Consider the following 17,000-nt stretch of genomic DNA (forward strand, 5'->3'; position numbering starts at 1 on the left):
GTTAAACAGTTAGTGCGTAAGTGACAATGTTGACGCCGAATTTAGTATTGTCTTCGGCCAGGAAGCGTTTGTTGCGAAAGTCATAATCCCATTCGCAACCATAATCTTTATTGCTGTAAAGCACGCCGATTCGTCCGTTGACAATGACGGCTTTGAGGTAGTCATGAACAAGGTCGTCGCCCCAGCCATTTAGCTCAAATGACGTGGTGGGCGGACCGTCGTAAAAGTCAAAAAAACTGTGGTAGATCGGGTGGTTATTCGGGATTTTCTGCAAGGCTTTGGGGCCAAAGGTCCGTGCCATTTCCTGCTCGAACGATTTGGCAAAAAGCCCGTCGATATCGTGGTTGCAATCATCGGCAAAGACAAACCCACCGTTTTGTACGTAGCGCCGGAAATGATCCCGCTCCTGGCTCGAAAATTCAACCAGCTTATGGCCGCTCAGGTAGCAGAACGGGCTTTTGAAAATTTCGTTGCTGCTCAGCTGAACCACCTTCTCTTTCTGGTCAACCGGAATGGTTGTGTATTCCACCAGCGAGTGCAGTAAGTTCGACGGCATTCGTTGGTCGGTGTCCCAGTTTCCAGAGTTGTATTGGATACGGGTGAAGAAGAAAGGTTTCAAAATAGCGATGAAGTGTTTCTTTTAAAGAACGACAGACTTTTTCGCAAAGTTCTGCCCTCCCTTGATCTAGCAACCTGCTGGATTCCGAAAAACGGCGTTGTACGAATTATTTATTAAACTGAAAATTGTCAAGTCGGTCGCTGGCAACCGACTTGACAACCGGGCGTTATACCGCGTCGGATAAGCTCGAGAACGTAAATTCCCGAATTTTCATCGGCGGAATCAGGTAGTTACTGTTCGACTCCGTGCTCACCACGCGCTCGGGTTTGCCCAGCGCTTCGAGGTTATTGAGCATGATGATCGGACTTTCGTTAAACCGGAAGTTTTTCACCGGATGCTTGATCTTGCCGTTTTCGATGTAAAAAGTTCCGTCGCGAGTCAGGCCCGTCAGCAGCAGCGTTTGCGGATCCACTGAGCGAATGTACCATAGTTTGGTAACCAGAATACCGCGCTGCGTTCCCTTGATCATGTCTTCCAGCGAAGCTGTTCCGCCCGCCATGATGGCGTTGTTTGGGAAAGGAACCGCTTTCACCCCTTTCTTCTGCGCCCAGAAACGCGAATAAGCCATGTTTTTCACCACGCCCTTCTCGATCCAGTTGATGCGTTCCTGCGGACGCCCGTCACCCGACCAGGGAGCCGCAGGCAATTCTGGATTAGCGGGGTCCGAATAAATCGTTACGCGCTCATCCATAATTTTTTCGCCGAGCTTCGTTTTTCCGCCGGGTTTGCTCAGGAAACTGCGGCCTTCATCGGCACTGCGGGCATCCATGCCGAAAAAGATATTTTCGAGCAGAACGGCAGCCGCTGTCGGTTCTAAAATAACAGTATATTTACCCGGCTCCAGGGCTTTTGCACCCACCGATCCCAGGCACTTCTGCACGGCAATTCTCGTGGCCGCCGCCGCATCCAGCTTCGACACATCGCTGTAGCCACGAATGACGTAGCCGGAGCCAGTGCCGTCTTCAGTACGAACGGTCAATGAAAAATTGACGTTTGTGCTCGGAAAGTACGCAAATAACCCTTTGGAGTTCATCATGGCCGAATAGCCCCGATAATCTTCCAAAAAGCCCGCCGCCGACAGTTTCTGGTTCGCCGATACCTGTAGACTTTTGGCTACCTGCTCAGCGCGGACAGCCGGTGTAATTTTAGCCGTAGAGTCGAAAAAGCCTTTGGACTTTATGTATTGCTGCGGACCCAACACGCCCACGTATTCGGGGTTTTCGGGCGCTAATTGCGCTAATTCTTCGGCTCGACGAACCACTTTTTCCAGGGAAGCGTCGTCAAATTCGTCGATGGTAGCCGTGCCTACTTTTTTACCAAAAGCCGACTGAACGACTAAATTCTGGTTAATTTTCGCGCCGCTGGTTGATACTTCGTTTCGGGCGTAGCGGATGTTTCCGGTTTCGTCGCCGGACAGGTTCACCTCGCACTCATCTGCCTTCGAATAACTCAACACTTTCTGTAGCAACGCCTTCGCTTCCGCTTCAGATAATATAACTGGCATGGTATTTCTTTTTTAGATCTTACGGGCAGTATTAATGACATTGACACCATTGAAACGGGTAGTTGAGCTACCGTGCGAAACGGCGCTCACCTGCATGGGTTGCCCCTTGCCGTCGAAGAACGAGCCGCCCAGGCGGTAATCCCGCTCGTCACAAATCTGCGCGCACGAATTCCAGAACTCCTGCGTATTCGACTGGTAGGCTACATCTTTCAGCATACCGGCGATTTTCCCGTCCTTGATTTCGTAGAACAACTGACCGCCAAACTGGAAGTTATACCGCTGCTGATCAATGGAGAACGAACCATCCCCGATGATGTAAATTCCTTTCTTCACATCTTTGATCATGTCGTCAACCGACAGTGGTGTTTTGCCCGGCGCCAGCGAGACGTTGGCCATGCGCTGGAACTGAACCGAACCCCAGCTATCGGCGTAGCAGCAGCCCTGCGATTCATTTTCGCCAATGATGTGCACCTGGTCGCGAATGGCCTGGTAGTTCACCAGCGTGCCGTCTTTAACCAGATCCCAGCGTTTTGTTTTAACGCCTTCGTCATCCCAGCCCACCGCGCCGAGCGAACCAACCTGCGTTTTATCCGCGAAAAGGTTCACCTCCTTGCTGCCGTAATTGAAGTTTTTAGTTTTCCATTTATCCAAAGTGGCGAAGCTTGTCCCGGCGAAGTTGGCTTCGTAGCCCAGTACGCGGTCGAGTTCCAGCGGATGGCCCACCGACTCGTGAATCGTCAGCATCAAGTGCGAGGGGTCCAGAACCAGGTCGTACTTCCCGGCTTCTACCGACTTGGCCGTCAGCTTTTCTTTGGCCTGCTTGGCGGCAGCGATGGCATCTTCCAGCATGTCGTACCCTTTCTTGTAGCGAGTCGTCACACCGGTAATTTTATCACTTGGGTTGGTCTGTAGGTATTCGTAGCCCATTCCCAGCGGGGCGCTCAGCGCCTGCCGCGTTTCAAATTTGCCGCTTTTGGGGTCAATGGTCGTTACGCCGAACGTGGGCCAGATGCGGTGAATGTCCTGATCGATATAAGATCCATCGGTGGAGGCGAAATACTTCTGCTCATTGACCATAAAAATGACCGAGTTTACGTAGTTCGCGCCGTTTTTCAGGGCGGCATCGTTCACCGACAACAACAGGTCAACTTTTTCCTTGATGGGTACTTCAAAGGCGTTTTTCTGAATCGGTGCTTTCCAGCTTACTTCCCCATATCCTTTTTGGGGAGCCAGTTGGACAGGCTGCTTCATCAGTTTGGCGTTGGCTTTGGCAATGGCGACCGCTTCTTCGGCAGCTTTAGCAGTTTGGTTTTCGTTTTTGGCATCTACGACCGACGCAAATCCCCAGCAACCATCGACAATGACGCGCACGCCAACCCCGTAGGATTCTGTATTGACAATGTTCTGCACTTTGTCTTCCCGCGTGACGACATACTGGTTCAGGTACCGGCCAATCCGTACATCGGCGTAAGTAGCGCCTTTGGACTTAGCCGCGTTCAGGGCCGCATCAGCCAGGCGTTTTTTGACGGCTACGTCCAGGCCGGGTTCCAGTAAGGCTTCGGCAGACACCGGTCGGCCCGAAGCCGCCAATGTATTGGGTAGCATAAATGCTCCGGCTCCCAAACCTGCTAATTGAATGAAATCTCGACGATTCAAGGTCTGTGTTCTTTTATTTTGATTAGTAGCGTTAAAGTTAAACGAAAGGCGTTAACACTACAAGCTTTCCTTTCTCCCCCATTTTGGGGGATTTGGCAGCCATAACCGGCTACCTTCCTGCCCTCGTTGAACAGTAAATTGCAAAATGTCACTCTGTTTGTTTTCCCGTTTTGCAGACCATTTATTACGTAGTAGCTACACGGCATCCGACAAGCTGGAAAACGTAAAGTCTCGCACGCGCATCGGCGGAATCATGCTGTTGCCGACCCGCATGGGTTTGCCCAATGCTTCCACGTTGTTTAGCATAATGACCGGGCTTTCGTTAAAACGAAAATTCTTAACCGGGAATTTGATCTGTCCGTTCTCAATGTAGAAAGTCCCGTCGCGGGTAAGGCCCGTTTGCAGGAGCGTTTGCGGATCCACCGAGCGGATGTACCAGAAGCGCGTTACCAGAATCCCTTTTTCGGTGCCTTTGATTAAGTCGGCCAAAGATTGGTCGCCGCCTTCGATGACAATGCCAAAAGCAGGAGGAATGCCTTTCACGCCTTTTTTCTCCGCCCAATACCGGGAGTAGCTCATGTTTTTCACCACGCCTTTCTCAACCCAAACGACCTTTTCCTGCGGGCGACCGTCTACACCAGCGCCTCCGCCACCACCTGGCCCACCTCCACCAAAACGCCCGCCGCCACCGGCAAAGAACGGCGAACCTGGAATGTCCAAATTCATCGGATCGGAATAAATCGTTACGCGTTCGTCGAAGAGCTTTTCGCCCAGGCGGGTGCCGCCACCTTTTTTAGTCAGGAAGCTGCGGCCTTCGTCGGCATTCCGGGCGTCCATGTTGCCTAGCATGCCTTGCAGGAGGTTTCCTGCGGCGGTTGGTTCTAGAATAACGGTGTACTTGCCCGGTTCGAGTGCCCGCGCATTCACCGACGCCAGGGCTTTCTGCATGGCGATTTCCGTGGAAGACCGAGTACTCAGCTTCGATACATCGTTAAAATTACGCGTGACGTAGCCCGAGCCGGTACCGTCTTCCGTTCTGGTTGTAATCGAAAAGTCAACTACCGTAGCTTTGTTGTACCCAAATAAGCCTTTGCTGTTTCCAATAGCGGTGAACCCTTTGTTATCTTCCAGGTAACCGGCGGCCGTCAGTTTCTTTTTTGCGCAGGGATCAATGCTGTCGAAGGCGGCCTGCGCGCGGTAGGCCGGATCGATTTTTGCCGTACTTTCCGAATATGAAGCGGTATCCTGATATTTCTGCGGTCCCAGCATCGGCACGTATTCTGGATTTTCCGGGGCTAGTTTGGCGATTTCTTCGGCGCGGCGAATGGCTTTTTCCAAGGACTTATCATCAAATTCATTGATGGTCGATGTGCCAACCCGCTTGCCAAATACCGACGTTACCGAAGCCGATAAATTCTCCGTCTCGCCGCTGGTCGATACTTCATTTCGGGCGTAGCGAATATTCCCGGAGCTACCGCCGGTCAGGCTCACGCTGGCTTCGTCCGCCTTGGAGTAACTTAATAGTTTATCAATGATTTGCTTTGATTCTTCTTTGCTTAAAATGGCCATGTTGATCGTCGGATTAAGGGCTTAAATCTTTCTGCTGGTATTGATCACATTCACGCCGTTGAAACGCGCCGTTGCGCTGCCGTGCGAAACCGAATTGGACTGCGAAGGCTGCCCTTTTCCATCGAAGAACGAGCCGCCCATGCGGTAATCCCGCTCATCGCATACCTGCACGCACGAATTCCAGAACTCCTGCGAATTTGACTGGTAAGACACGTCTTTCAGCATGCCAACAATCTCCCCATCCTTAATCTCGTAGAACAACTGGCCCCCAAATTGGAAGTTATACCGCTGCTGATCAATAGAGAAGGAACCATCACCGATGATGTAAACCCCTTTTTTCACGTCCTTAATCATCTGCTGTACCGACAAAGGCGTTTTGCCCGCCGCCAGCGAAACATTGGCCATGCGCTGGAACTGAATCGTATCCCAGCTATCGGCATAGGAACAACCGTGCGATTCGTTCTCACCCAGAATATGCACCTGGTCGCGGATCGCCTGATAATTCACTAAAACGCCGTCCTTGATCAAATCCCATTTTTTACACGCCACTCCTTCATCATCATAGCCCACCGCGCCGAGCGAACCAACCTGGGTTTTATCGGCGATGATGTTGACTTGCTTGCTGCCGTAGTTAAAGTTCTTGGTTTTCCATTTGTCCAAGGTGGCAAAGGAGGTTCCGGCGTAGTTGGCTTCGTAGCCCAGCACGCGGTCGAGCTCCAGCGGGTGGCCAACTGACTCGTGAATCGTTAGCCAAAGGTGCGACGGGTCGAGGACGAGGTCGTATTTTCCCGCCTGTACCGACTTGGCCGTCACTTTTTCTTTGGCCTGCTTGGCGGCAGCGATGGCATCTTCCAGCATGTCATAGCCTTTGTTATAGCGGGTCGTCACACCGGTTATTTTATCGCTGGGATTCACTTGTAAATAGTCGTAGCTCATGCCCATTGGCGCACTCAGGGAGGCGCGCGTCTGGAACTGTCCTGTTTTCGGATCGATGGCCGTTACGGTAAAATTGGGCCACATCCGGTGTACATCCTGGTCAATATACGAGCCATCGGTAGAAGCAAAGTATTTCTGCTCGTTGACCATGAACAAGACCGAATTGATAAAATTAGCCCCGTTTTTCATGGCTGCCCCGTTGACTTCCATGAGCAAATCAACCTTTTCCTTGATGGGCACCTCAAAGGCGTTTTTCTGAATTGGGGTTTTCCAGATTACCTCGCCGAATCCTTTCTGCGGAGCCAGTTTCACGGGTTCCTTCACCAACCGGGCATTGGCCTTGGCAATGGCGATAGCCTTGTCGGCCACCTTTGCCATGTCTGCCTCGTTCTGCGTATCCGCCAGCGCGGCGAAGCCCCAGCAACCATCAGCTAACACGCGCACACCAACCCCGTAGGATTCGGTATTGACAATGTTCTGTACTTTATTTTCCCGCGTGATGACAAACTGATTCAGATACCGGGCAATCCGAACATCGGCGTAGGAAGCACCTTTGGACTTGGCCGCGTTCAGGGCGGCGTCGGCCAGACGCTTTTTAACGGCAATATCCAAGCCTGGTTCTAGTAAGGCTTCGGCAGCCACGGCATTTCCGTGAATTGGAATACCCGATGCAGGCAAATTAGGGAGCATGAAAGCACCGGCTCCTAAACCCGTTAGTTGTAGAAAGTTTCGACGATTCAAGGTTTGTTAGGCGTTTATTGATTCGTGTAATCGAATGCTATTATTCTGTCTTATTGGAATGGTTTGAGAAGGGCACAAACCATATTTTAACGTTGAGAAAGCCCGAAAGTGAAGAATATAAAATTAATAATCAATCGACTTACCCTCATTTGTTTCCTGATTATTGATAAATGGCAAATAGTTGTTTATTTATTTCTAAAACCAGTCTTTATTATTGATTTTAAATCAAAGGTTTTTTTACTGAGTGGATCAAAAATAGAGCGAGTTCGGCCAACTTCAGCTACAAATTCACTTTTTAAGCCCTGAAACGATAATGCCTTTTCCCTATTTTGCATAAAAAAGGCCATTAGTATCTCACTAATGGCCCTACTCTTATTATAACGCTCTACTAAACGGCATCCGATAAACTGGAAAACGTAAAGTCACGGATACGCATAGGTGGTAACAAACTTCCGCCTGTCCGAACCGGTTTACCCAGCGCATCAAGGTTGTTCAGCATGATAACCGGGCTTTCGTTAAACCGGAAGTTTTTTACCGGGTACTTAATCTGTCCGTTCTCGATGTAGAAAGTCCCGTCGCGGGTAAGGCCCGTTTGCAGGAGCGTTTGCGGATCCACCGAGCGAATGTACCAGAAGCGCGTTACCAGAATCCCTTTTTCGGTGCCTTTAATCAGGTCGGCCAACGACTGCGTTCCTCCTTCCATAATCACGTTAAAAGCGGGAGGCACGGCCTTTACGCCTTTTTTCTCCGCCCAGTAACGCGTATAACTCAGGTTCTTCACCACGCCTTTATCAACCCAAACGACCTTTTCCTGCGGACGGCCATCGCCAGCATAAGGCGATCCCGGAATTTCCGGATTGGTTGGATCGGAATAGATGGTAATGCGTTCGTCGAATAGCTTTTCGCCCAGGCGGGTGCCGCCGCCTTTTTTGCTCAGGAAGCTACGGCCTTCGTCGGCATTCCGGGCATCCCAGCTAAAACGCACCAAATCACCTACAGCCGTTGGCTCCAGAATTACGGTGTACTTGCCCGGTTCGAGCGCCCGCGCATTCACCGACGCCAGGGCTTTCTGCATGGCAATTTCCGTAGCCGCTTTGGTACTCAGCTTCGAGGAGTCGTTAAAATCACGAATGGCGTAGCCTGAGCCCGTCCCGTCGGCGGTCCGAACGGTAATCGAAAAATCGACCGAAGTAGATTTGTTGTAACCAAACAGACCTTTGCTGTTTCCCATCGCCGAAAATCCGGTTGAATCTTCCAGGTAACCAGCAGCGGTCAGGTTCTTTTTCGTGCAAGGATCAATGCTGTCGAAGGCAGCTTGTGCGCGGTAAGCTGGGTCGATTTTTGCCGTACTTTCTGAATACGAAGCCGTTTCCTGGTATTTCTGCGGTCCCAGCATCGGCATGTATTCCGGGTTTTCAGGGGCTAGGCGGGCAATTTCTTCGGCGCGACGCACTGTTTTTTCCAGCGAAGCGTCGTCGAATTCATTGATGGTTGCCGTACCTGAGCGCTTGCCAAAAACCGACGTAACTGCCAACGACAAATTATTCGATTCGCCACTGGTTGAAACGGTATTCCGCGCATACCGGATGTTACCCGTCCGGCCTCCACCGAGGTTTACGCTCGTTTCATCCGCCTTGGCATAACTTAAAACCTTATCAATTATTTTTTTTGCTTCTTCTCTACTTAAGATGGCCATTGTGATGTCGTGTTAGGGGTTATATTTTCCGTCCGGTGTTGATGATGTTGACACCGTTAAACCGCGTGGTTGGGCAACCGTGCGAGACGGCGCTCACCTGCGAAGGCTGGCCCTTGCCATCGAAGAAAGACCCGAAGGTGCGGTAATCGTCCTTATCACAGAGCTGGGCGCACGAATTCCAGAACTCCTGCGTATTCGACTGGTAGGCTACATCATCGAGCATCCCGACAATAGCTCCGTCTTTGATCTCGTAATACAGCTGACCCCCAAACTGGAAGTTATACCGCTGTTGGTCAATGGAATACGACCCACGGCCAATGATGTAAATGCCTTTATCGACGCCTTTAATCATGTCCGTAACGCTTCGTTTCTCCGTTCCCGGACGCAGCGACACGTTCGGCATCCGCTGAAACTGAACCGATTCCCAGTTATCGGCGTAGCAGCAACCGTGCGATTCTTTCTCGCCGATGATGCTCGCCTGGTCGCGGATGGCCTGGTAATTCACCAGAATACCGTCTTTGATCAAATCCCATTCTTTGGTCGGCACCCCTTCATCATCGAACCCAACGGCTCCCAGCGTGTGCTGCTGCGTTTTGTCGGCCACGATGTTCACGAGCTTACTGCCATAGTTGAATTTCTTGGTTTTCCATTTATCCAAAGTAGCAAAGGACGTCCCGGCATAGTTGGCTTCGTAGCCCAGTACGCGGTCGAGTTCCAGCGGGTGACCCACCGACTCGTGAATGGTCAAACCCAGGTGGTTAGGGTCTAAAACCAGGTCATATTTACCCGGCTGAACTGACTTGGCCGTCAGCTTTTCTTTGGCTTGTTTGGCCGCCAGCGTGGCGTCCTCCACCATGTCGTAAGAATTACGGTAGCCCACCAAACCGTTTGGCGCGGGAATTTTCTCGGAAGCCAGCCCGTCCAGGTATTCGTAACCCATCCCCATCGGTGAGCTCAGCGCGTCGCGGGTTTTAAATTTCCCCGCCGCTTTATCCACCGCCGTTACGGTAAACGTTGGCCAGATGCGGTGAATATCCTGATCGATGTACGAGCCATCGGTGGACGCAAAATATTTTTGTTCATTAACCAGAAAGAGGTTCGAGGTTACGAAAGCGGCTCCCCCTTTCATGGCTTCGCCGTTGACCTTCATCAACAAATCTATCTTCTCCTGAACCGGAATCTGGAAGGCATTTTTAGTCAAAGGCGTTTTCCAGGTCACCTCGCCCACTCCTTTTTGCGGAGCCAGCACAACGGGTTCTTTCTGGATTTTGGAATTGGCTTTCGCGATGGCAACCGCCGTTTCCGCACACTTAGCAATCCCCTCGGGCGTCACGTCGCTGGTTGCCGAAAAACCCCAGGTTCCATTGGCAATCACCCGAATACCAACGCCATACGATTCGGCATTGACAATATTTTGTACTTGTTTCTCCCGGGTAAATAAATACTGTTGCAAATACCGGCCAATCCGAACATCGGTATAGGAAGCCCCTTTGCTTTTGGCAACGTTTAGAGCTGCATCAGCCAATTTTTTCTTCAAAGCTACATCGGCAGCGGAAGCCTGGCTGCTTATTTCCAGCATCTGGCTTTCAGAAATCGCACTTCCCCGAACCGGAATACTATCCAGCGTTGACAGCATCAGCCCGCCCAATCCCATGCCGGATAATTGCATGAAGTCTCTTCTTTTCATGTTACGTTTGTTGTAGTGCTTCTGTGAATAAAAGTTTAGATTTTCAACTACTTGGGTACGAAATGGCGTATAAATAAGGAAAGCCTGCTAAATTTTACAAGGCATTTTCCGATTCAAGTCACGAATTTGGTTAAAAATGGTAAGAAGGCCAACCGCAATGTAAACTTTTGTGACAAGCGGAAAACCAGTATTTAATGGGAGCGGTAGAATGCGTGAGCAAAATTAAATACTGAGTCGGCGGCGATAAGCGCTAGGTGTCTGTCCCGTTCGTACTTTGAATACCTTGTTAAAATGCGACAGGTTGTTGAAACCGCTTTCGTAACAGACATCCGAAATGCTTCGATCCGTAGTTAGCAGCTTCCGGGCCTGCGTGGTGCGAAACTCATTCACAAAATCGGTGAAAGTCAGCTGGGTAAGCTTTTTAAAATACCGACAAAACGCCGGAACAGTCATGCTGGCTAGCGAAGCCACTTCGCGAATATCAATGGGTTGGGTATAATGCCGATCGACGTAACCATAAATTCGGTTGATGCGCTCCTGCTCGCGTCCGTTTAGTTCCAGACTGATTCCCTCCGCATTTAGCAGCGTATATTCCTGTGAAACAGCCATTTCCTGAAAGATGACCAGCAAAGCTAGCATTCGTTCAAACGGGGATTTATGCACCAGCTCCACAACTTGTTGTCCGATGCGCCGCTTGGTTTCTCCGTTGAAAGAGACGCCGTATTTCGACCGTTCAAACAAGCGTCGAATGGCCGTCAGCTCCGGCTTCTGCAAAAAATCAGGGCCTAAAAAATCCTCCCGCAGTTGCACCACAATTTCCTCATACTCACCCATCACGCCGTGGCTGAAGTTCAGGTGCGGCAAATTGGGACCCATAAAAATCAACTCGCCCTCTTCATACGTCGATACGTGGTGGCCAACGTGGCGTTTTCCGGTTCCTTTCGGAATAAAGACAATTTCGTATTCGGGATGGTAATGCCAGTATACCCAGCAGGCATTGGGTTCAGTGTGGTGCATGACCCGGAACGAACTACCAAATTCAGGTTCTATTTTTTCAAACTGGGCTTTCATCAGAATACGCTTGAATCTCACATTTACGCCCAAGTTAACATTATCGTAACAATATTTCCGCATCAAATGTAAATACAGCATCACTAGTTGATAATACTGCAATAGTCCGGCTCATCCTTTGTCCTTAATTTTGCCCTATCCAAATGAATACAACGCCATGAACACCACCGTGGATCAAGTTCCACTTAGTCGCAACCGCCTTTTACGGCGCAACATAAGCACCTATTTTACGCATCGACAGGCCCGCGCTGTCGGACTGGTTTTCGCCTCCGATAGCTTACTGCTGGGTAGCTGGGTGGCGCATATTCCTTACCTGAAAGACAAACTTCAGCTAACCGACGCTGACCTGGGCTTAATCCTGTTCGCCATGCCCGCCGGCTTGCTGGTGATGAACCCGCTCACGGGCTGGCTCATTGCCCGACTGGGCGAGGCACGGGCCTGTTTGTTTAGTGCGTTGGGCTTATGCCTGGCCATTTGCGTTCCCATCAACGCTCCGAACATCAGTATCATGGTAGCCGGTCTGTTTGTGGTGGGTTTATGCGGTGCACTGCTCAACGTGGCCATGAACACCTGCGCTTCCAATGTTGAACGCGCTCATAACGTTTCAATTATGGCGTCCTGCCACGGCATGTGGAGTCTGGGTGGTATGATTGGTTCGGGCATAGCGGGGCTGGTCATCGCCCTGAAAGTGTCCCCAGCGGCCCACATGTTTGGCATGTCGGCCTTGATTTTGCTCTTAACGTTTGTGCTGCGACCCATTCTAGCCAGTATTCCAACCCAACGCGCCGAGAGCACCACGTCGTTTGTGCGGCCCAATCTTCTTCTACTGGTCATGATTTTCATTGGTCTGGCCGTGGCTATGGGCGAAGGGGTTGCCCTGGACTGGAGTGCCGTGTACCTCCGCGATAGCGCTGGTGCTTCCCGGCAAGTGGCGGCGCTTGGCTTCGGCTTCTTTTCGCTGGCGATGACGGCTGGCCGGTTCATTGGCGATACCATTATTCCGCGTTACGGCGCTAAGCGTCTGCTAACCTGGGGTAGCGTCGTCGCGGCGGCTGGTTTGGCACTGGCCATTGCCATTCCGCACCCAACGGTGGTGCTACTTGGCTTTTTGCTGCTGGGCGGTGGCTGTTCCCTGGGAGCGCCCATTTTATACGCGGCTTCCATGCGCGTACCGGAAATTCCTCCGGCTGCGGGTTTGGCGACCTTTGCTACGTTTAGTTTTATTGGCTTTCTGGCCGGTCCGCCCGTCATTGGCTTCGTCGCCGAGGCTTATGGCTTAAGCTACGGACTGGCGTTAATTGCACTCCTCCTGCTTCTGTCGGCGGGGTTAACTAGACAACTAAAACTTTAACTTATTCTTTATGTACGCTGCTATTTTTGACATGGACGGGGTTATTGCCCACACCAATCCGTACCACCACCAGACCTGGGGTGAATATGCCCAACGCTATTTCAACCACCAGTTAACGGATGCCGAATTTATCCAGTACGTTTCCGGGCGCACCAATGCCGACATCATCACTTACCTGCTGGCGGGAAAAACCATTTCGCCGGAAGACATAGCACGCCTGGGCGATGCCAAAGAGGCTTTATTCCGCGAAGTTTACGCGCCCCACGCCACGGCCGTTCCGGGTCTGGTTGCCTTTTTGCAAACCTTAAAAGCCAATAACGTCCGGACTGCGGTTGCTACATCTGCGCCGGTTGAAAACCTCACGTTCATTATCGAAGCGTTGGGACTAGCTGATTATTTTGACGTTCTGCTCGATATTTCTAAAGTCACGAAGCCTAAACCAGACCCGGAAATCTACCTGACGGCCATGCGCCATTTAGGCGTTCAGCCAGGGCAATCGGTGGTGTTTGAGGACTCCATACCGGGGATTCAGGCGGGGGTCGCTTCGGGTGCCCGCGTCGTGGGAGTAGCTACCACCCACGCCGCCGACGAGCTGCCGAATGTCGATGACATTATCACGGATTTTACCGAAATGACCTTTGAACGCTATAAAAAACTGGTCGATTTGTCGCTGGCTAATCAGTAATGCGTTGAGGTCATAAAGCCTCTTTCAAGCCACAAAAGCACTTGTCAATCGGGTGCTTTTGTCATTTTTAGGCTTTTTTAACAACCCTGCATCTTTCCATTCGTTATTTTTGTAGGTTCCATCGCTTAACTGATTTCGTTGATGAATTACCCGCAAAAATTTCTGCTGCTTGTCTCTTGCCTTTTTCTAGGGTTAATCGCCTTTCCGGCGCAGGCACAGCAGAAGTATGTGTTGGGACGCATCCTGGATCAGGACACCCAGAAAGGCGTAGACCGCGCCGTTGTTCTCAACAAAAGAACCCAGCAAAAAGCCCGCACCAACACCGCCGGGCGCTTTGTGGTGATGGCCCTCCCCGGCGACTCACTTATTGTAACGAGCCAGACCCACAACCGGGGCGGCACTCGCTGGGACGGCAGCAAGGAAGAGCCCACCATTGTGGTCAAACGCCACACGCCCGACGAGAAAGTAATTCAGCTTGAAGAAGTTACGGTTGTCGGCAAGCACGAAGAAGAGCTGCGTCGCGAACTGGAAAAGGTCTTGAAGGAGCCCGAGATTCGGAAAAATCTTTCGTCGGGTGAAATTTTGAGCATGGCTGCATCGCCCATTACGCTAATATACCAGATATTCAGTAAAAGGGCCAAATCTGACCGGAAAGCCGCCGCGCTCTGGCAGGAGTACCGCTGGCACCAGCTAGCCGAACAACGCTTTCGGCAAGTGGCCGGAAATGCCACCGACCTGAGCGGCGAAAAGCTGGACCAGTTCATGACGTTCTGCCGCTTCAACGACGATTTTTTGCTTAGCACTTCCGACTACGATCTCACCTACGCCATTCTGGGGAAATTCAAGCGTTTTCAGAATTCATTGGGGATGCATTAGGCACGGCAATCACCTCATCACCCAGGCGAATGACGCCTCCCTGAACCACCCGCGCCGTCAGTCCGCCGTGGCCGCGCATGGCGTTGTAGCCTCCGGCCCCCAAATTCACCTCCATGCGGGAACACGGATGGCAATGGCCCGTAATCTGCAAAACCACCTCGGTGCCAATCTTGACCAGATGATCTTTCAAAGCCAGCAGATTCAGGCCCGAAACCACCAGGTTACGGCGCAGCAAAGCCGGATCGATCGATTCCAATTCGACCATTGAGGCCACCACCGGCAGGTGCTCCGCCTGAATCAGAGTCACGTGACGGTTACCGCTCCGACCACTGTAATGATCACCGATCAGGCCGTTTTGTTCAGATACCTCGACTTCTGTCACCACTTTTACATCGCCACGCCTTTTGGGTCGAATGCTTATCCAATCGATATGCCCCGGACGAGGAAAGGTATTAATCAGTTCTTTTAATGTTCCTTGCATTCCTTACAGATTCCACCGTTTTTTTAAATAATCCTTCATAAATACGTTTACATCCCACTGGCTAACAACGGGTTGCTGCGTATAAGGCAACGTCGGTAAATAGCCCGGTGCCGGTCCAAATTCGCAGGTAACCGTCAATTGGGCGGCACCTTTCTTTACTTGTAAATCGCGCACGTTATCCCACCATTTTGCGTGCGTTTCCAGCGCATTTTTCCACTCTGGAGCCCGCGGATCGCTTACCTGCGGCCCTTGTGGGTGTCCAACGCGGCAATGAATGTGGTCGGTTCGCTCAATGGCCCGGCTCATGTTATCGCCCTGATCGGCCAGGTACGATTCCGCCACATTGACCCAGTGCGAAAAATCGGCGGTCAAGCGCAATTCCGGGAAAGTCGAGAAATAATGCTGCGTGGCTGGCGCACTGTAGGTAAAACGCCCCCGGTGCGTCTCATGAATAATTTTTACGCCTGTTTTTGCCTGCGCTTCAGCCGCCAGACGAATCAGATCACAATTTTGTTCGTAGGTGTGAAAGTCTTTGCCGGTATGCGAATTAATGAAGAGCGGTTTATAGGACGTTGTTTTTTCCAGCCACTGGGCGTAGGATTTTTTCATGTCGGCAAATGTTTCGCCCACGCAAAAGGCCATCAGAATCAACTGCAAGCCATTGTCCTTAACCGCCTTAACGGCTTCGTCGTATTTGCCATCCCAAACGGCAATTTCCATCCCATCATAACCCGCCGCTTTTACGCGCCGGGCCGCTTCGGCATACCCGAGTGATTCCATGCCCCACATCGGACAGAAAAAAAGAGTTTTCACAGCTTTGATTAAGCGTTCGGTTTGACCGTAAAGATGAGAAAAAAAGTGCGTTCCATAAATTCAAAACAGGAAAGCATTTGGCACAATTGGGATAATTCTCAGAATAAGCCTTACTTTTACTGGTTATCCGAATAAATTTTCGCATTTCTTATTTTTGCCAAAATTTTTCGAATAGAAGTACAAATAACTAACCTCTTATTTTATTTGTTCGTATGAGCGAAGTAGCCACTCTATTTCAACCCGGCGTTGTAACGGGCGAAGGTGTATCTAAAATATTCCGCCACGCTAATGAAAATGACTACGCCCTTCCGGCAGTCAACGTTGTCGGAACCAACTCTGTCAACGCCGTGCTTGAAACGGCTAAAGCGGTTAACTCGCCGGTAATCATTCAGTTCTCTAACGGAGGAGCTAGTTTCTACGCAGGAAAAAGCCTGTCTAACGATAAGCAACAATCAGCCATTGCCGGTGCCATTTCGGGTGCTTTGCACATTCATAACATCGCTGAACTGTACGGCGTACCCGTCATTTTGCACACCGACCACTGCGCTAAAAAACTGCTGCCCTGGATCGATGGTCTGCTCGAAGCGGGCGAACGTCACTTCGACCAATACGGCAAACCCCTGTACAGCTCGCACATGCTCGATTTGTCGGAGGAGCCACTGGAAGAAAACATCGAAATCTGCGCCAAATATTTTGAGCGGATGGCCAAAATCGGCATGACGCTGGAAATTGAACTGGGCGTAACGGGCGGCGAAGAAGACGGTGTTGACAACACGGATGTCGATGATTCGAAACTGTACACGCAACCTTCGGAAGTAGCTTTTGCCTACGAAGAGCTGTCGAAAATTTCGTCAAACTTTACCATTGCGGCGGCTTTCGGAAACGTACACGGTGTTTACAAACCGGGTAATGTGAAACTTTCGCCCATCATTCTGAAGAATTCACAGGATTTCATTCAGGAAAAATACAATACGGGTTCTCTGCCTGTAAACTTTGTATTCCACGGTGGATCAGGCTCAAGCCGCGAAGAAATCCGGGAGGCCATCCAGTACGGAGCCATCAAAATGAACATCGATACCGATATTCAGTGGGCTACCTGGGAAGGTATCAAAGATTATTACAAAGCGAAAGAAGCGTATCTGCAAGGCCAGTTGGGCAATCCAGAAGGCGCCGATTCGCCGAACAAAAAATACTACGATCCACGCGTGTGGCTTCGCAAAGGCGAGGAGACGCTGGTGAAACGACTAAAAGCCGCTTTCGAAGATCTGAACTGCATCAATCGTTTGGGTTAATTTCGGCTTACTTTTCATAAACA

At 50.8% G+C, this 17,000-nt stretch carries 14 protein-coding genes; 4 read left to right on the forward strand and 10 right to left on the reverse strand.

The features are described from left to right. Nucleotide 1 precedes the first annotated feature (1 nt). The 8 genes from L0Y31_RS17810 to L0Y31_RS17845 form a co-directional block, all read right to left on the reverse strand. Nucleotides 2-619 carry a DUF4159 domain-containing protein gene (locus L0Y31_RS17810; RefSeq protein WP_234734437.1) on the reverse strand — a complete coding sequence of 206 codons (618 nt, stop codon included), beginning with the start codon at nucleotides 617-619 and terminating at the stop codon, nucleotides 2-4. Between the two features lie 166 nt (nucleotides 620-785). Further along, nucleotides 786-2,123 (reverse strand): TldD/PmbA family protein, encoded by a 1,338-nt coding sequence (locus L0Y31_RS17815; protein ID WP_234734438.1) that lies wholly within the window; start codon nucleotides 2,121-2,123, stop codon nucleotides 786-788. Between the two features lie 12 nt (nucleotides 2,124-2,135). Beyond that, a complete protein-coding gene (locus L0Y31_RS17820; protein WP_234734439.1) occupies nucleotides 2,136-3,779 on the reverse strand; it encodes a TldD/PmbA family protein in 1,644 nt (547 codons plus the stop codon). A gap of 195 nt (nucleotides 3,780-3,974) precedes the next feature. Continuing rightward, nucleotides 3,975-5,348, reverse strand: a complete 1,374-nt coding sequence (locus L0Y31_RS17825; RefSeq protein ID WP_234734440.1) for a TldD/PmbA family protein — start codon at nucleotides 5,346-5,348, stop codon at nucleotides 3,975-3,977. 21 nt (nucleotides 5,349-5,369) lie between these two features. Beyond that, a complete protein-coding gene (locus tag L0Y31_RS17830) occupies nucleotides 5,370-7,025 on the reverse strand; it encodes a TldD/PmbA family protein (RefSeq protein ID WP_234734441.1) in 1,656 nt (551 codons plus the stop codon). 388 nt (nucleotides 7,026-7,413) lie between these two features. Next, entirely contained in the window at nucleotides 7,414-8,721 is a 1,308-nt protein-coding gene (locus L0Y31_RS17835; protein WP_234734442.1) for a TldD/PmbA family protein, read from the reverse strand. Nucleotides 8,722-8,740: 19 nt separating this feature from the next. Beyond that, nucleotides 8,741-10,408, reverse strand: a complete 1,668-nt coding sequence (locus L0Y31_RS17840) for a TldD/PmbA family protein (protein WP_234734443.1) — start codon at nucleotides 10,406-10,408, stop codon at nucleotides 8,741-8,743. Between the two features lie 222 nt (nucleotides 10,409-10,630). After that, nucleotides 10,631-11,479, reverse strand: a complete 849-nt coding sequence (locus tag L0Y31_RS17845; RefSeq protein WP_234734444.1) for a helix-turn-helix domain-containing protein — start codon at nucleotides 11,477-11,479, stop codon at nucleotides 10,631-10,633. Between the two features lie 118 nt (nucleotides 11,480-11,597). Here L0Y31_RS17845 and L0Y31_RS17850 point away from each other — a divergent pair, with 118 nt between their 5' ends. From L0Y31_RS17850 to L0Y31_RS17860, 3 genes are all read left to right on the forward strand, one after another. Next, a complete protein-coding gene (locus L0Y31_RS17850; RefSeq protein WP_310587107.1) occupies nucleotides 11,598-12,830 on the forward strand; it encodes an MFS transporter in 1,233 nt (410 codons plus the stop codon). Nucleotides 12,831-12,840: 10 nt separating this feature from the next. Beyond that, nucleotides 12,841-13,515 (forward strand): HAD family hydrolase, encoded by a 675-nt coding sequence (locus tag L0Y31_RS17855; RefSeq protein WP_234734445.1) that lies wholly within the window; start codon nucleotides 12,841-12,843, stop codon nucleotides 13,513-13,515. Between the two features lie 141 nt (nucleotides 13,516-13,656). Further along, on the forward strand, nucleotides 13,657-14,391 hold the full coding sequence (locus tag L0Y31_RS17860) for a peptidase associated/transthyretin-like domain-containing protein (protein ID WP_234734446.1): 735 nt from the start codon (nucleotides 13,657-13,659) through the stop codon (nucleotides 14,389-14,391). Here L0Y31_RS17860 and L0Y31_RS17865 read toward each other — a convergent pair. Both L0Y31_RS17865 and L0Y31_RS17870 read right to left on the reverse strand, forming a co-directional pair. After that, nucleotides 14,357-14,872 carry an MOSC domain-containing protein gene (locus L0Y31_RS17865; RefSeq protein ID WP_234734447.1) on the reverse strand — a complete coding sequence of 172 codons (516 nt, stop codon included), beginning with the start codon at nucleotides 14,870-14,872 and terminating at the stop codon, nucleotides 14,357-14,359. The genes L0Y31_RS17860 and L0Y31_RS17865 overlap by 35 nt on opposite strands. A gap of 3 nt (nucleotides 14,873-14,875) precedes the next feature. Then, the gene (locus tag L0Y31_RS17870) at nucleotides 14,876-15,685 is read right to left on the reverse strand and encodes a sugar phosphate isomerase/epimerase family protein (RefSeq protein ID WP_234734448.1); all 810 of its coding nucleotides are present in this window, start codon (nucleotides 15,683-15,685) and stop codon (nucleotides 14,876-14,878) included. Nucleotides 15,686-15,897: 212 nt separating this feature from the next. Here L0Y31_RS17870 and fbaA point away from each other — a divergent pair, with 212 nt between their 5' ends. Then, complete coding sequence (gene fbaA / locus L0Y31_RS17875) at nucleotides 15,898-16,977, forward strand: class II fructose-bisphosphate aldolase (RefSeq protein WP_234734449.1); 1,080 nt, start codon at nucleotides 15,898-15,900, stop codon at nucleotides 16,975-16,977. Nucleotides 16,978-17,000: the final 23 nt, after the last annotated feature.

It is taken from the genome of Tellurirhabdus bombi, from assembly GCF_021484805.1.
Taxonomy (GTDB): domain Bacteria; phylum Bacteroidota; class Bacteroidia; order Cytophagales; family Spirosomataceae; genus Tellurirhabdus; species Tellurirhabdus bombi.

Coding starts and splice junctions, on each gene's coding strand:
- fbaA (WP_234734449.1), top strand. CDS start 15,898: ATGAGCGAAGTAGCCACTCTATTTCAACCCGGCGTTGTAACGGGCGAA.
- L0Y31_RS17835 (WP_234734442.1), bottom strand. CDS start 8,721: ATGGCCATCTTAAGTAGAGAAGAAGCAAAAAAAATAATTGATAAGGTT.
- L0Y31_RS17860 (WP_234734446.1), top strand. CDS start 13,657: ATGAATTACCCGCAAAAATTTCTGCTGCTTGTCTCTTGCCTTTTTCTA.
- L0Y31_RS17845 (WP_234734444.1), bottom strand. CDS start 11,479: ATGAAAGCCCAGTTTGAAAAAATAGAACCTGAATTTGGTAGTTCGTTC.
- L0Y31_RS17825 (WP_234734440.1), bottom strand. CDS start 5,348: ATGGCCATTTTAAGCAAAGAAGAATCAAAGCAAATCATTGATAAACTA.
- L0Y31_RS17865 (WP_234734447.1), bottom strand. CDS start 14,872: ATGCAAGGAACATTAAAAGAACTGATTAATACCTTTCCTCGTCCGGGG.
- L0Y31_RS17815 (WP_234734438.1), bottom strand. CDS start 2,123: ATGCCAGTTATATTATCTGAAGCGGAAGCGAAGGCGTTGCTACAGAAA.
- L0Y31_RS17840 (WP_234734443.1), bottom strand. CDS start 10,408: ATGAAAAGAAGAGACTTCATGCAATTATCCGGCATGGGATTGGGCGGG.
- L0Y31_RS17855 (WP_234734445.1), top strand. CDS start 12,841: ATGTACGCTGCTATTTTTGACATGGACGGGGTTATTGCCCACACCAAT.